This is a genomic window from Corallococcus exiguus (genome assembly GCF_009909105.1).
GTDB lineage: Bacteria > Myxococcota > Myxococcia > Myxococcales > Myxococcaceae > Corallococcus > Corallococcus exiguus.
The window spans coordinates 1-14,421 of record NZ_JAAAPK010000017.1 but is presented as its reverse complement, the minus strand read 5'-3'; the positions used below and the strand labels follow the sequence as shown (position 1 = coordinate 14,421).

General features: G+C 69.5%; 12 protein-coding genes. 11 read left to right on the top strand and 1 reads right to left on the bottom strand.

The genetic code is table 11. The features are described from left to right. Positions 1-18 precede the first annotated feature (18 nt). The 9 genes from GTZ93_RS39920 to GTZ93_RS39880 all read left to right on the top strand — a co-directional run bounded on the left by GTZ93_RS39920 (position 19) and on the right by GTZ93_RS39880 (position 11,012). On the top strand, positions 19-1,905 hold the full coding sequence (locus tag GTZ93_RS39920) for a DUF4388 domain-containing protein (RefSeq protein ID WP_139916109.1): 1,887 nt from the start codon (positions 19-21) through the stop codon (positions 1,903-1,905). Between the two features lie 2 nt (positions 1,906-1,907). Beyond that, the gene (locus tag GTZ93_RS39915; RefSeq protein ID WP_139916110.1) at positions 1,908-3,692 is read left to right on the top strand and encodes an ABC transporter ATP-binding protein; all 1,785 of its coding nucleotides are present in this window, start codon (positions 1,908-1,910) and stop codon (positions 3,690-3,692) included. 220 nt (positions 3,693-3,912) lie between these two features. Continuing rightward, positions 3,913-5,088, top strand: coding sequence for a PHP domain-containing protein (locus tag GTZ93_RS39910; protein ID WP_139916111.1), 1,176 nt, complete (start codon positions 3,913-3,915; stop codon positions 5,086-5,088). A 20-nt stretch (positions 5,089-5,108) separates the two neighbouring features. Next, a complete protein-coding gene (locus tag GTZ93_RS39905; RefSeq protein WP_139916112.1) occupies positions 5,109-6,377 on the top strand; it encodes a 3-deoxy-D-manno-octulosonic acid transferase in 1,269 nt (422 codons plus the stop codon). Continuing rightward, complete coding sequence (locus GTZ93_RS39900; RefSeq protein ID WP_139916113.1) at positions 6,374-7,375, top strand: glycosyltransferase family 4 protein; 1,002 nt, start codon at positions 6,374-6,376, stop codon at positions 7,373-7,375. The genes GTZ93_RS39905 and GTZ93_RS39900 overlap by 4 nt, the downstream gene beginning before the upstream one ends. Further along, positions 7,375-8,406 (top strand): glycosyltransferase, encoded by a 1,032-nt coding sequence (locus tag GTZ93_RS39895; protein WP_139916114.1) that lies wholly within the window; start codon positions 7,375-7,377, stop codon positions 8,404-8,406. The genes GTZ93_RS39900 and GTZ93_RS39895 overlap by 1 nt, the downstream gene beginning before the upstream one ends. After that, complete coding sequence (gene lpxK / locus GTZ93_RS39890) at positions 8,403-9,482, top strand: tetraacyldisaccharide 4'-kinase (RefSeq protein ID WP_139916115.1); 1,080 nt, start codon at positions 8,403-8,405, stop codon at positions 9,480-9,482. Before GTZ93_RS39895 ends, lpxK begins: the two co-directional genes overlap by 4 nt. A gap of 31 nt (positions 9,483-9,513) precedes the next feature. After that, positions 9,514-10,527: a bifunctional heptose 7-phosphate kinase/heptose 1-phosphate adenyltransferase gene (locus tag GTZ93_RS39885; RefSeq protein ID WP_139916116.1), complete on the top strand. Its 1,014-nt coding sequence runs from the start codon at positions 9,514-9,516 to the stop codon at positions 10,525-10,527. Continuing rightward, complete coding sequence (locus tag GTZ93_RS39880; RefSeq protein ID WP_139916117.1) at positions 10,524-11,012, top strand: adenylyltransferase/cytidyltransferase family protein; 489 nt, start codon at positions 10,524-10,526, stop codon at positions 11,010-11,012. Before GTZ93_RS39885 ends, GTZ93_RS39880 begins: the two co-directional genes overlap by 4 nt. 169 nt (positions 11,013-11,181) lie before the next feature. On the opposite strand, the gene GTZ93_RS39875 is transcribed toward GTZ93_RS39880, so the two are convergent. After that, positions 11,182-12,291, bottom strand: a complete 1,110-nt coding sequence (locus GTZ93_RS39875; RefSeq protein WP_139916118.1) for a glycosyltransferase family 9 protein — start codon at positions 12,289-12,291, stop codon at positions 11,182-11,184. Between the two features lie 82 nt (positions 12,292-12,373). On the opposite strand from GTZ93_RS39875, the gene GTZ93_RS39870 reads away from it, so the two are divergent. Further along, positions 12,374-13,252 (top strand): YicC/YloC family endoribonuclease, encoded by an 879-nt coding sequence (locus GTZ93_RS39870; RefSeq protein ID WP_120576379.1) that lies wholly within the window; start codon positions 12,374-12,376, stop codon positions 13,250-13,252. Continuing rightward, positions 13,249-13,872 (top strand): guanylate kinase, encoded by a 624-nt coding sequence (gene gmk, locus GTZ93_RS39865; RefSeq protein ID WP_120576380.1) that lies wholly within the window; start codon positions 13,249-13,251, stop codon positions 13,870-13,872. Before GTZ93_RS39870 ends, gmk begins: the two co-directional genes overlap by 4 nt. Positions 13,873-14,421: the final 549 nt, after the last annotated feature.

The following is a 14,421-nucleotide window of genomic DNA, read 5'->3' as shown; positions in this document are numbered from 1 at the left end:
TTGTAGACTGCGGCCCCCTTGAAGACGCTTCTGCTCGCTGAGAGCCACCCCCCGACCCTGGAGCACCTGACGGGCTTGCTCTCGCAGGCCGGGTACACCGTTCGGGCGGTGAATGACGCCGTGATGGCGTTGGAGCACTTCTCGGCGGACAACCCGGACGTAGTGGTGCTGGGCGTGGACCTTCCGCGAGTGGAGGGACAGCACGTCGTGCACCTCATCCGAGGGCACAGCCAGGGTGGGCGTGTGCCCATCGTGGCCATCGACAAGGGGCACCTGGGCCGCGCGAAGGGCGTGAGCTCGGTGCTGGACCTGAAGGTCAACGCGTACATCCCGGATCCGCTCAAGCCGGGCGAGCTGGTGCCTCGCCTGGAGGCACTGGTGAAGGCCGCGCAGGCCATCGCGCTCACGGGCCTGTCCGCCACGCTGTCGAGGCCCGCGGTGGCGGCGGGGGACCTGAAGGCCTTCCCGCTGCCGGCGCTCCTGCACTCGCTCTACCGGTTGCGTCGTGACGGCGTGCTGGTGGTGGCCCTCAAGGGTCTGTCGCGCCGGGTGTTCTTCCTGCGAGGCGGGCCGGTGAACTTCGACTCCTCCGCGAAGGAGGACGCGCTGCCACGCTTCCTGCGCGAGCGTCGGGTCCTCACGGAGGCGCAGGAGCAGCCGGTGGTGGAGTCGCTCGCCTCCGGCCTGCGCATCGGCGCGGCGCTGGCGGACGTGGGCGTGGAGGCGGTGGGCGAAGACCTGCTGGCACTTCTGCGCGACTTCACCCGGGACCGGCTAGGGCGCGTGCTGGCCATGCGCGAGGGCCGTTACGCGTTCTACGCGGGCGACGAGTTCTCCTCCGAAGTCGCCTCCGTGGATCAGCCCGCCCTCGCGCCGCTGCTGGAGGCCGCGCGCCGGAGGATGCCCCTGCGGGTGGTGGCGAACGCGCTCAAGGCGCACCTGAACGAGTACCCGGTGCGCTCGGCGGACTTCGGCCGGGACCTCCAGTCGATGGCGCTGGACACGGAGGACATCAAGCTGGCCATGCAGGTGAATGGCCGCATCGTGCTCAAGGACCTGCTGGCGCACGGGCGCGCGGAGCTGCGGGCGGCGTACACGCTGCTGTGGTTCCTCAAGCTGACGGGCGGGGTGACGTTCTCCGCGACGCCGGTGGCCACGGGGACGGACGTGTTGAGCGCGGCGGCGGTGCCGGACGTCATCGCGCCCCGCAAGCGCAAGAGCCTGCCCGCGGAGACAGCGGCGGCGCTGCGCGAGGAAGCGGTGCGCATCATCACGCGCAGCTACTTCGGCGGGCTGGGGTTGGACCTCGCGGCGGACAAGGAGGCGGTGGAGCGCGCGTATCACGAGACGGCGATGCGCTTTCACCCGGACACCTACGCGGAGTTCGACATCTCCGACCTGCGCGACCTGTTGGAGCAGGTGCAGGAGAAGCTGTCCGCGGCGTACCGGGTGCTGAGCGTGGATGAGAAGCGCCGCGCCTATCTCCAGTACTTCTTCAGCCGGCAGGAGGTGGTGGGCCGCGCGACCGCCATCAACGTGGACGCGGAGCTGGCGCTGCGCCGGGGCGAGTCCGCGATGAAGCGGGGCGACTACAAGGCGGCCATCCAGGGCTTCGAGGAGGCGGTGTCGCTCAACGGCGGCGAGCCCGAGTACTACTCGTACCTCGCCTGGGCGAAGTACCGGGGTTCGCCCGGGCCGCTGATGCAGCGGGCGCTCGCGGCGCGCAAGGTGCTCAAGCAGGCGCTGACGTTGGACCCGTACCTGGAGCGGGCGCAGATCATCGCGGCCATCATCGAAATCGACCTGGACGACGTGCCGCTCGCGCGCAAGAAGTTGATGAAGGTGCTGGAGCTGAACCCGTATTCGGTGCTCGCGAGGGCGGCGTTGCAGAAGGTGGTGAAGTAGTCATGCATCACGCGCTCTGGCGGTTGCTCCGCTACGCGAAACCGCACGCGGGAATCCTCGTCCTGGCCTTCGCGTGCATGGCGGTGTTGGGGCTCGCGACGGGCGCGTACGCGTACCTGCTGGGCCCGGCGCTGCGCTTCCTGTTGTCGGGAGGCGAGGAGGGCTTCGCGAGCGCGCACCGGGTGCCATGGCTGTCGAACCTGCCGCGCGAGGCGGCGCTCTGGGGTTTCCCGGTGCTGGTGCTGTGCGTGGGCGCGGTGAAGGGCGTGGGGTACCTGGGCCAGTTCTACTTCATGGGCCTGTTCGCGCAGCGAGTGGTGAAGGACCTGCGGCGCGACCTGTTCCTGCGGCTCACGGCGCTGTCGCCGTCGCAGCTGTCGAAGGAGCGGACGGGAGATCTGCTCAGCCGCTTCTCCTCGGACGTGATGGCGGTGGAGCTGGCCGCCATGTACACGGTGGGCTCATACCTGCGAGACACCATTCAGGTGTTGGTGCTCGCGGGAGTGGCGCTGGCGATGAGCCCGATGCTCGGAGGGCTGATGCTGGCGGTGATTCCGCTGGCGGCGCTGCCCGCATCGAGGCTGACGCGCAAGGTGCTGAAGGGAACGCGAGAAGGGCAGGCCCACCTGGGGCAGCTCGCGGGCCAGCTGCACGAAGGGCTGGGAGGACTGCGCACCATCCAGGCCTTCAACGGCCAGGAGGCGGAGCTGGCGCGCTTCGAGTCCTACGCGAAGGCCCACGAGGAAGCGGTGGTGGGCGCGGCCTGGGCGCGAGGAGGTGTGCCGGGATTGATGGAGGTGCTCGCCGCGGCGGCGCTCGCGGGAGCGCTGGGGTACGCGGCGGCGACGCGAGCGATGGAGCCGGAAGCGCTCCTGTCGCTGCTGACTGCGGTCATCCTCGTGTACCAGCCTGTGAAGGACCTGGGCCGGGTGACGCAGTTCGCGGTGCAGGCGGGAGCGGCGGGAGAGCGCCTCTTCGCGCTGCTCGACCTGAAGCACCCCGTGGAGGACGCAGTCGGCGCGGGGCCGGCGCCAGCGCTGCATGAGTCGCTGCACATGGAGGGCGTGCGCTTCTTCTACGGCGAGCGCCGAGCGTTGGACGGGATGACCCTGGACCTGAAGGTGGGACAGGTGGCTGCGCTGGTGGGAGGCAGTGGAGGCGGCAAGAGCACGGTGACATCGCTGCTGCTGCGCTTCGAGCGTCCCCAGCAGGGGCGCATCCTCCTGGATGGAGTGGACGCGGACACATACACGGCGGCGAGCGTCCGGAGTCAGTTCGCGCTGGTGACGCAGGAACCGCTGCTCTTCCACGGCACCGTGCTGGAGAACCTGCGGCACGCGAGGCCCGAAGCGACGAAAGAGGAAGTGGAGGCCGCGGCGAAGGTGGCGAACGCGGACGCCTTCATCCAGGGCCTGCCGCAGGGCTACGACACGCGCATCGGCGAGCGAGGCGTCATCCTGAGCGGAGGTCAGCGCCAGCGCCTGTGCATCGCGAGGGCGGTCCTGTCCAAGGCCCCGGTGATGGTGCTGGACGAAGCGACCAGCAGCCTGGATCCAGAGAACGAGCGCGAGGTGCAGGCCGCGCTGGCGAAGGTGCTCCCCGGCAGGACGGCGCTGGTCATCGCGCACCGGCTGTCCACGGTGACGAGCGCGGACGTCATCCACGTGGTGGAGGCGGGCCGCATCGTGGAGAGCGGAAGCCACGCGGAGTTGCTCCAGAAGGAGGGCCGCTACGCCGCCATGTGGCGCCTGCAGACATCAGGCCCCGTCGAGCGGGGAGCGGCGTGAGCAAGGCGGGCTCGGTGACGCAGCCCCTCGCTCTGGCGATAGCGCTTGGAAGGCCGCTGCGTCGCCACATGGCGCATGTGGACCTCAGGCCCCGTCGAGCGGAGAGCGGCGTGACCAATGTCGTCACGGCGGAGCAGCCCCCCGACCTGGCGATAGAGCAAGGAAGGGCGCTCCGCCGCCACGTGTCGCTGGACGTAAGGCCCTTCGAGTGGGGGGCGGTATGAGCAAGCCAAGCACGGCCAGGCGGCCCCTCTTCCTGGCGATCCGCGCGGTGTTCGGTCTGCTGTTCCTGCTCCTGGGAGTCGCGGGCTTCTTCGCCTTCGCGGCGGGCTTCGCGGACTACCCCGTCGTCGAGCCTGCACCGGACGCGAAGCCGTGGATCCGCGGCGCGTACCACGTGCACACCACGCGCTCGGACGGGAACGGGACGCCCGCGAAGGTCGCCCGGGAGGTGAAGGCCGCGGGCCTCGACTTCGTGGTGCTCACCGACCACAACGACTTCAAGCCGCCCGCCGCGACCTGGGTGGACGGCGTGCTGCTCATCCCCGGGGTGGAGATTTCGACCAGCGCGGGCCATCTGGCGGCGTTCGGCATGCAGAGGCCCATCGAAGGCGTGAAGCCCTGGGGCCCACCGGAAGAGGCGGTGGCCGCGGTGGAAGCCGCCGGAGGCACGGCGGTCCTCGCGCATCCGGTCCAGACGAAGAACCCCTGGAAGGACGATGCGACGGCGCACCAGGTCCCCGGCTTCGAGCTGTACTCCGCGGACACCTTCTTCCGGCAGGCGCTGCGAAGCCCGGTGAGCCGGCTCCTGCCCGCGGTAGGCGCCTCCCTGGTGAACCCGGTGCACGGCGTGATGCTGCTAGCGGTCCCAGAGCCACGCCCGACAGAGCGCTTCCTGGAACTGGCGCGAGAGCGAAAGCGCATCGCCCTGTGTGGCAATGACGCGCACGGAGTGCCCGCGTACGAGGACATCTTCAACGCGCTCGACATGGAGCTCCCGCCGGACGTGCTGCCGGGCCCCCTGTCCCAGAACGCGCGCGAAGCCGCGGCCCAGGTCACGCAGGTGCTGGCGAGCGGCCAGGCCCTCTGCGTCTTCCGAGCGCTCGGATCGCCAGCTGACTTCGCCCTGGAAGGCTACGACGCGAACACGAGGGAAGCCCCCGTGGGCACGGTGCTGACGGTCCGCCTCCCGGAACACACCCCGGGCACGGTGGAGGTCCGGGTGTGGGGCGACGGCCGCCTGCAACCCGACGGGCAGCACATCGAGCTGACCGGTCCCGGAGCAGTCCAGGTGGAGGTCTGGGCCCACGCGCCCGGACGTTTCTTCGGCCACGAGTGGCGGCCCTGGCTTGTCCCCAGCCCGGTGCGAGTGGTGCCGAGACCGCCGGGCATCTGATAGAGCGCGGGACGTCGCCCATGCGCCTGCTCTACGTCGTCGCCACCTACGTCCTCTTCGCGCTGCTGTTCCCGGTGCTCTGCGTGTACCGGAAGACGCGTCACGGGCTGAAGCAGCGGCTGGGCTTCTACGGGCCGGGCGACCTGCCGAAGGGAGAAGGCCCGCTGCTGTGGTTGCACGGAGCCAGCGCGGGAGACCTGCTGGCCCTGGCGCCCATGTTCGGCCCCCTGCGCCAACGCTTCCCAGGCTGCCGCATCGTGCTCTCGACGATGACGGACAGCGGCCATGCGATGGCAAGGGACCGCCTGGCGAAGCAGATCGACGGAGTCGTGTACGTGCCCTACGACCTCTGGGGCGCGACGCGGAGGGCGGTGCGAGCCCTCCAACCGGACCTCCTCGTCCTCGAGTACACGGAGGTCTGGCCCAACCTCATCCGCGCCGCGAAGCAGTCCGGAGCCAGCGTGGTGATGACCAACGGGCGCTTCTCCCCCGCGAACGTGGGGAAGTACCGGACGCTCTTCGGCCTCATCGACAACCCGCTGAAGGACATGGACCTGCTGCTGATGCGGCAGGACGAGGAAGCCGAAAGAGCGAAGGCCCTGGGCGCACCGGCCGAACGGGTCCTCACCACCGGAAACACCAAGTTCGACGCCCTCGCAGCGGGCCATGCCCCCGAGGACGAAGCCCTGCGAACCGCCCTCGGTCTGTCTCCAGCGGATCCGGTGTGGCTCGCGGGAAGCACGCACGAGGGCGAGGAAGAAATCCTGTTGCAGGTGTATCAGCGTCTACGGGAGCGCTGGCCCACGCTGAGCCTGGTCATCGCGCCGCGCTACCTGAACCGGGCGGAGCGGATCCAGACCCTCGCAAGGGAGCGGAACCTGACCGTGGGCCTGCGCTCACAGGGCAACCCGGAGCGAGCGCCGGTGGTGGTGATGGACTCGATGGGCGAGCTGTCCCGAGCCTACCGCCTGGCGACGGTGGTGTTCGTGGGAGGCTCGTTCACGAAGCGAGGCGGCCAGAACATCCTGGAGCCAGCGGGGCAGGGCAGGCCGGTGTTGTTCGGCCCGCACATGGACAACTTCCGAGACAGCGTCGCGGTGCTGCAAGGCAACGGAGGCATTCAAGTTGCGGATGGAGAAGCCCTGCACGCCGCGCTGGAGGACCTCCTCGCCCATCCCGAACGCCGGCAGCAACTGGGAGCCCAGGCCGAAGCCACGGTGCGCCGCATCTCCGGAGCCAGTGAGCGCAACGCGGAAGCCATGGCCGCGCTAAGGAGGGCTCCTCGATGACGCTCATCGTCCATCCCCACTTCCACAAGCGGTACACGGGAGTGACCCGGCACGTGGAGTCCGTGGTGCCAGCACTGGCCCAGGGCGACGAGACACGGGTCATCGGCTCCGGCCTGACGGAAGCCCTGCCACGCATCACCTGGGGAGAGCTGATCCGCCGCTCGCACCAGGAGCCCATCGTCTGGCACGCGCACCGGAACAACGAGCTGCTCGCGGGGATGCTCCTGAAGGCCTTGGGAGGAAGGGTCCAACTCGTCTTCACGAGGCATACGTCGGTGGCCCCCACGAGCTTCACCCGCTGGCTCGCCAGGGGCGCGGACGCGCTCGTGTCGCTCACAAAGCAGATCTCCGACGTCATCGCGCTCCCCTCCACGGTGATTTCGCACGGCATCGACCTCAAGCGCTTCCACCCACCGGAAGACCGAGACGCGGCCTGGGCCCGACTCCAGCAGGGAGGCCGCTACGGCATCGGCGTCATCGGACGCATCCGCAAGGAGAAGGGGCAGGGCGACTTCATCGAAGCGCTGAGGCCGCTGTTGCCGCAGCGGCCGGACTGGCAGGCGGTGCTGGTGGGGCTCGCGAAGGGGCCGGACCTGGCATGGGTGAACGGGCTGCGCCAGGGCATCGAGGACCGGGTGCGCCTCGCGGGAGAGCAGTCCACCATCGAGCCCTGGTACCAGGGCCTGAGCATCCTGGTGCATCCCTCCTACGCGGAGGGCTACTCGCTGGTGCACGTGGAGGCGATGGCCTCCGGGTGCTGCGTGGTGGCCTCGAAGCTGCCGTACCTGGACACGCTCATCGAGCACGGCCGCACGGGCTTCTTCTTCGAGCCCGGAGACGTGAAGGGCCTGCGCGACCTGTTGGACGAACTGACCCTCGAACCGGAGCGGGCCCGTCAGGTCGGCCGCAACGCGCAGGAAGAAGCGCGCGGCCGCTGCGGCGTCGAGCACGAAGCCCGGGCGCTCCGTGATCTCTACCATTCGCTGGTGAAGCGCTGATGCGCATCCTGCACCTGCTCGCGAGTCCCTTCTGGAGCGGCCCGGCGGAGAACGTCGCGCTGTTGGCCCAAGCGCAGCGGGCCCTGGGCCACGAGGTCACGGTGGCGGTGGACCGCAAGCGCCGGGACATCGCCGCCGAGGAACCCGCCGTGCCCCGCTTCCAGCAACTGGGCCTCCTGGACGAGGGAGACCTGTCGTTGTCCGTGAAGTCCCCACCGTGGGAAATCTGGAGCGACCTGCGAGCCCTCCGCCGCAGGACGGTGGACGTGGTCCACGCCCACTTCACCCATGATCATCTCGTGGCGCGCTGGGGAACGCCGAAAGGCGCGGTGCGGATCCGCTCCATCCACGCGCCCCGTTCGCTGCGTTCCTCGCTACCCGAAGCAGGCGCGTACACGGTGCCCGCGAGCCACCTGAGGGAGAAGCTCGAAGGCCGGCATCGCCCCGTCCAGGTCCTGCCCGCGTTGGTGGACCCGATGTTCAAGCCCTCCCAGGACCGCAAGGCCCTCCGAAGGACCCTGGGCCTCGAAGACGCGCATCTGGTGGGGATGATTTCCACGTTCCAGAAGAGCCGCCGTCACGAGCTCGGAGTCGAAGCCTTCGCCGCGTTCCGCCAGCAACGTCCCGAAGCCCGGCTCGTGCTCGTAGGCGACGGGGCCCTGCTCGAAGCGACGCGGACACAGGTGACAGAGCGAGGCCTCACCGAACAGGTGACGTTCGCGGGCTACCAGCAGGGAGCGGACTTCGCGAAGTGGCTGCAGGCCCTGGATGAAGTCTGGATCCTCGGTCTGGGAAACGACTGGAGCGCGAGGGCCGCGGCCCAGGCCAGGGCCTGCGGCGTCCGAGTGGTTGCGTTGAACGAGGGAGCGCTCCCGGAGCTGTCGGACGCGAGGGTGGAAGCGCCCACGGTGGAAGCCGTCCTCACCGCCACGCTGTCCGGAGCAAAGGCAGGCACCCGGCACCCGACGAACGAGCACATCGCCCGGGACATCCTGGCCCTCTACCAGAAGGCCGCGGAGCCACGGCGATGACGGGCGGACCCACGGCCCTGGAGCGGATCTTCTATCCGCCGGCACCGGAGCCCTGGACCCGTCGTGCCCTTCTGTCACCGCTCACGCTGTTGTCCTGGACCTACAGCGGAGCGGTCCGCCTCCGAGGTGCCCTCTACGACTCGGGATTGAAGCGAGCCGAACAAGTCGAAGGCCTGCGGGTCATCTCCATCGGCAATCTCAACGTTGGAGGCACGGGCAAGACCCCCGCGGTCCTCCATCTCGCGGAGATGCTGATCAGCGAAGGACGCAAGGTCGGCATCCTCACCCGCGGCTACGGACGCGAGTCCCAAGAGCCACTCACGTTCACGGGAGCGGAGCCCCTGCCCGCGGTGACGGAAGCCGGAGACGAACCCCTGTTGCTCGCGCGCAGGTGCAAAGGGGCCCGGCTCTTCGTGGGAGCGGACCGCGTCGCGGCGGCATTCCGGGCCCGGGACGACTTCGGCCTCGACACGGTCCTGCTGGACGACGGCTTCCAGCACCGCCGCCTGCACCGTGACGAAGACCTGGTGGTCGTGGACGAAGCCGTGGGCCTCGGCAACGGCCAGCTGCTCCCAAGAGGCCCGCTGCGCGAGCCCCCATCGGCCCTGCGCCGTGCCACGCTCCTCTGGCTGAGAGCCGCTTCCGGAGATGCCGCCCCCAATCCATGGCTCGAAGGCGTGACTGCTCCCAGGGTCCGGACGCGCTATGGACCCACGGCGTGGTGGGACCCTTCGGGGACCGAGCACGCGACGAAAGCGCTCGAAGGAAAGCCGGTGCTCGCCCTGGCGGGGCTGGCCCGGCCCGGAGGGTTCCTGAAGACCGTGACGACACTCGGAGCGGAGGTCCGGGACGCGGCCCTCTTCCCGGATCACCATCGCTTCACGGCGGACGAGCTTCGCCAGGTCGAAGCCCGGGCTCGCCAGCACGGAGCGCTCGTGGTGACGACGGAGAAGGACGCGGTGCGCCTGCCCGCCGGCTTCGACGCCTGGGTGGTACGCCTGGGAGTGGAGGTCCTGGAGGGCGAAGCGCATCTGAAGCGGGCGCTCGGGCTGCAGGGAGAGACGCGCGACTTGTGAGGGCTGGACCGCTGTGGGACAACGCGCGCCCATGCCAGCGGCCCCGTCTTCACGTCCGGCAGCTTCGTCTTCGCGCCTGCCACTCGCCTTCGCGCGCCGTCGGGTGTTGCTGGTGGGAGACCTGGTCGCCGACCACTACCTCTACGGACAGACGGACCGGGTGAGCCGCGAGGCCCCGGTGCTCATCGTCCGGTACGAGTCGTCAGAGGTGAATCTCGGCGGCGGGGCCAACGTGGCGGCCAACATCCGAGCGCTGTCGGGGCAGGTGACGGCGGTGGGGGCCCTGGGCGTGGACTCGATGGGCCGCGAACTGCGCAAGCTCTTCGATGCCGCGGACATCCGGCTGCACGCGGTCAGCAGCCGAAGCATCCAGACGGAGACGAAGACGCGCATCCTCGCGGGAGGCATCAGCACCACGAGGCAGCAGATGCTCCGCGTCGACCGGGGCCAGCGAGGCCCCCTCCCGCCCCGGATGCGCAAGGCCATCGCCAGGCAGGTCGAAGCCGCCGCGAAGGACGCGGACGCGGTGGTGGTCTCGGACTACGGAGCAGGTGTCGTCAGCGACGAAGTCCGGACAGTGTTGCGAAAGCTCGCCGCGGACGGCCTTCCGGTCTGCGTGGACAGCCGCTACGCGCTCATGGCCTTCGCGGGCCTCACGGTGTGCAAGCCCAACGAGCCGGAACTGGAAGCGCTCACGGGCCGTCCGGTGCGCACGAAGGAGGACCTGCTGGAGGCCGGTCACGAAGCGGTCCGTAAGCTGGGCTGCCAGGCCCTGCTGGTGACGCGAGGCCGGCACGGCATGGCCGTCTTCGACGCGAAGGGCGGCGTGGACCTCATCCCCGTGCACGGAGCGAAGTCAGCAGTGGACGTGACGGGAGCGGGCGACACGGTCATCGCGAGCTTCGCGTTGTCACTCGCGGCCGGAGCCTCGTTCGGTGAAGCCGCGAGGCTCGCGAACGTCGCGGGCTCGCTGGTGGTGCAGAAGCCCGGCACGGCGACGGTCTCCCGCGAAGAACTCCTCGAAGCGCTGCGGAGCCCAAGATGAACACCCTGGACAAGCTTCGTCCCCTCGCCGCCATCGCGGAGGAGCGGGAACGCTGGCGCGAGCAGGGTCGCACGGTGGCCCTGGCCAACGGCGTCTTCGACCTGCTGCACGTCGGGCACGTCCGCTACCTGGAAGGGGCGAAGGCCCTGGCGGACGTGCTGGTGGTGGCGGTGAACTCGGACGCTTCCACCCGGGCCTACAAGGGGCCGGGCCGTCCGCACATCCCGGAAGCGGAGCGCGCGGAGCTGGTCGCGTCGCTGGCCTGCACGGACCGCGTCGTCGTCTTCGACGAGCCGAACGTGCGAATCATCATCCGCGCCCTCAAGCCCGACGTGCACGTGAAGGGGACGGATTACACGCCGGACTCCATTCCGGAAGGTGACGAGGTCCGGGCTTACGGAGGCAGGACGGCGGTGGCGGGAGACCCGAAGGACCACAGCACCACGGACCTGGCCCGCAGGCTCGGCCGCGAAGGCGCGAAGTAGCCCATGGACCTGGACCCGGTGCTGAGGTCCATCCTGGGATGTCCCCACTGCAAGGGCCCGCTCGAAGCGCACCAGGGCCCCCCGCCTGAAGTCCGCTGTGGCAGGTGCCTGCGAGCCTGGCCCGTGGAGGAAGGCGTCCCCCAGATGGTGCCCGAGCAGGAGCGACCGCTCACCCCGTGAGCGAGGCCCGCTCCGCGACGAACGACCGGACCTCCGCGGCCACGCGCTGCTCCAACCCCACGCCAGAAGCCCCATCCACGATGGGCGTCAGGTCCACCATCCGGTGGGGCGCCACCGCATGGCCCCAGCGCTCCATGTCGATGCGCAGGAAGAACGCGAGCGTGGGCGCGCCCACGGCGACCGACAGGTGCATGGGTCCGGTGTTGTTGCAGACGGTAAGGCCGGCGGTCCGCATGAGCGCACCCAGCTCATCGATGCTCGTCGCCGGAGCCAGCTCCGCTCCCGGAGCGCCGGAGATCACGCTCCGAGCCAGGGCCTCCTCTCCAGGCCCCCAGGTCACGACCGGCGAATAGCCGAGCGAAATCAGCTCCCGGGCCGCCGCCGCGAATGCCTCGGCCGGGATGCGGCGCTCACCCAACCGTCCCCCCGGGTTGATGACCGCGCGCCGCGAACCCGCCACGGAGAACGTCGCCAGATAGCCGCGGAACGCCTCGCCCAGCACCGGCTCCCGGAACGAAAGCCCCTCGGCGACAGCTCCCTTCGTCAGGGGCGTCAGCAGGTGGGTGCGCTGAATGGCCTCGTGCCGCGTGTCGGACCGGGCAGGCACGGACACCGACTGCAGCAGCGACACCGGCGAGATGCCGGGTCCAATGACGACCGCCTTGGGGCCCACCATTCGCGCGATGAGCGCGCTCGTCACGGATGGAGCGCTCCAGTTTGCGCAGTCCACCACGGTGTCATAGCCCGCGCGACGGAGAGCGCGGATGCCAGGCGCCAGGGGCCCCAGCCAGAGCAGGCGCCGGTCGAACGCCAGGACCGCGTCCGCGTCGGGGTGTCCCTGGAGGACGCGAGCCACCTTGGCGTGCACCAGCACGTGCACTTCCGGAGGCGGGTGGAGATGTTCCTTGAGGGTCCGCATCAAGGGCGTGGTGAGAAGGGCCTCGCCCACGCGGTTGTCGGGCCGGACGAGCAGGACCTTGCGCGGATGGGGGAGGGGCGTTCCGGGAGAACGGCGACGCCCGGGGCGCCAGAACAGGAGGGAAGCCAGGAGCGTCAGTGCCAGCTTCGCCCACGTTTCAAGCCGCTTGTGCCACGCCATCGGCGGCGGACCCTACCAGAATTGGAACGGACACAAGACGCTGGCTTGACCTTGGGACCGAAAGCCCCTAGCACCCGGCCCGATGCTCAAGAGCATGACCGGATTTGGCTCGGGCCGCGCCCGCGTGGGGGACGAAGAGGTCTCCGTGGAAGCACGCTCGCTCAACCACAAGTTCTGTGAAGTGAAGGTCCGGCTGCCGCGCGAGCTGTCCGCGCTCGAGCCCGCCCTCGTGAAGCAGGTGAAGGACCGCCTCGCGCGAGGCTCGGTGGAGATTTTGGTGCGCCGGCAGGCCGCCACCGTCTCAGGCAACGTCCCCACGGTGGATGTCGCCCTGGCCCGCGAATACGCGCGCGCCTTCCGTGAAGTCGCCGAGGCCATGGGCCAGTCGGTGGAGATCGCCTGGTCGCAGGTGGCCAACCAGCCGGGCGTCATCCGCTTGGAAGAGAAGGGCGTGGACGTGGAGTCCGCCACCCAGGCCACGCAGACCGCGCTCCAGCAGGCGCTCGCGGCCCTGGAGACGATGCGGAACACCGAAGGCGAGTCCATTAACGCGGACCTGGACGCCCGGATGAAGCTCATCGAGGGCTGGAGCCAGGACGTGGCCCGGCTCGCGCCTCGCGCGGTCAGTGACTACCAGCAGCGGCTCACCGAGCGTGTCGCGGAGCTCGCGCGCGGCGTCGCGGTGGATCCGCAGCGCCTGGCGCAGGAAGTGGCCCTGTTCGCCGAGCGCACGGACATCGCGGAAGAGGTGACCCGGCTCGCGACCCACCTCGAGCAGTTCCGGCTCCTGATGGCGAGCCCCGAGCCGGTGGGCCGGCGCATGGACTTCCTCGTGCAGGAGATGCACCGCGAGGTGAACACGACAGGCTCCAAGAGCCAGCACGCGGAAATCTCCGCGCGCGTGGTCTCGATGAAGGCCGAGGTCGAGCGCATCCGCGAACAGGTGCAGAACGTCGAATGAACGAACCCACTGGACTCCAGCCTGGCCTGCTCCTCGTCCTCTCCGCGCCGTCCGGAGCGGGAAAGACCACCCTCGCGCACCGCCTGCTGAAGGAGATGCCGGACGGCATCTTCTCCACCAGCGTCACGACCCGGCGCCCCCGGGGCAAGGAGCAGGAGGGCGTGGACTACCACTTCGTGGGCGTCGCCGCCTTCCAGGAGAAGATCGAGAAGGGGGAGTTCGTGGAGTGGGCCGAGGTCCACGGCCACTTCTACGGCAGCCCCCAGTCCGTGGTGGACGAAGCCCGCACGCGCCATGGCACCGCCATCTTCGATATCGACGTCCAGGGCGGGCAGGCCATCAAGCGCAAGCACCCCGACGCGGTCCTCATCTTCGTGCTGCCCCCCTCCATGGAGGAGCTGGAGCGGCGGCTGCGAGACCGTCAGACGGACGCGGATGAGACCATCCGTCGCCGGATGCTGGCTGCCCGCTCGGAGATCGAGCGGGGAATCGCGTCCTACGACTACATCGTGGTGAACGACGACTTCGAGCGCGCTTATCAGGAGCTGCGCTCGGTGGTGGTCGCGGAGAAGTGCCGGCGGGGGAGGGTGGACCTCTCCAAGCTCAGGTTCGGGAGCTGAAATCCGCCGGGGGAATGGGTGGAACCGCCCCACGGGTTCCCCCTCCACCACGTCGCACCGCGCCGGCAGTCAGCATCAAATTTCTTGCGCTGGCCGATCGCCTGATGGATAAGCCGCCCACCTCGCGGCGACACGCAGGCGCCACTCCGGTGGCACCTGAGCGACGCAGAAACGGGGAGAGGCGCAGTCGGCCTCATCGGTGACGGGAAGTTGACATTCTCCGAACCGATTCTTAGATGGTGCCGCAGCAGGGCAGTCGATCAGCGGGCGTTGAAGGTGTCGGAGCGGGTTGCCGCCTCACGGGAGGCGGAGCAGATCGGGAAGTAGAAGCAGCGGTCGAACGGTTGACAAGCGGTCGAACGGTTGACACAGGATGCGGCGGTGGTAGAAGCCGCGCCCCTCACCTCGAAGCCCGCGCACTGGCGCGGAAGGCACTTCGGGGAGAGAGCAGCACCGACAAGGAAATAGGGCGGTCAACGAGCGAGTTGACAGCGAACGCGGCGAAGAGATAGAAGCCGCGCCCCACCGAAGAAGCAGCGGTCCGGAAGG

Coding starts and splice junctions, on each gene's coding strand:
- GTZ93_RS39915 (WP_139916110.1), top strand. CDS start 1,908: ATGCATCACGCGCTCTGGCGGTTGCTCCGCTACGCGAAACCGCACGCG.
- GTZ93_RS39875 (WP_139916118.1), bottom strand. CDS start 12,291: ATGGCGTGGCACAAGCGGCTTGAAACGTGGGCGAAGCTGGCACTGACG.
- GTZ93_RS39905 (WP_139916112.1), top strand. CDS start 5,109: ATGCGCCTGCTCTACGTCGTCGCCACCTACGTCCTCTTCGCGCTGCTG.
- GTZ93_RS39870 (WP_120576379.1), top strand. CDS start 12,374: ATGCTCAAGAGCATGACCGGATTTGGCTCGGGCCGCGCCCGCGTGGGG.
- GTZ93_RS39895 (WP_139916114.1), top strand. CDS start 7,375: ATGCGCATCCTGCACCTGCTCGCGAGTCCCTTCTGGAGCGGCCCGGCG.
- GTZ93_RS39910 (WP_139916111.1), top strand. CDS start 3,913: ATGAGCAAGCCAAGCACGGCCAGGCGGCCCCTCTTCCTGGCGATCCGC.
- GTZ93_RS39900 (WP_139916113.1), top strand. CDS start 6,374: ATGACGCTCATCGTCCATCCCCACTTCCACAAGCGGTACACGGGAGTG.
- GTZ93_RS39880 (WP_139916117.1), top strand. CDS start 10,524: ATGAACACCCTGGACAAGCTTCGTCCCCTCGCCGCCATCGCGGAGGAG.
- GTZ93_RS39885 (WP_139916116.1), top strand. CDS start 9,514: ATGCCAGCGGCCCCGTCTTCACGTCCGGCAGCTTCGTCTTCGCGCCTG.
- lpxK (WP_139916115.1), top strand. CDS start 8,403: ATGACGGGCGGACCCACGGCCCTGGAGCGGATCTTCTATCCGCCGGCA.
- gmk (WP_120576380.1), top strand. CDS start 13,249: ATGAACGAACCCACTGGACTCCAGCCTGGCCTGCTCCTCGTCCTCTCC.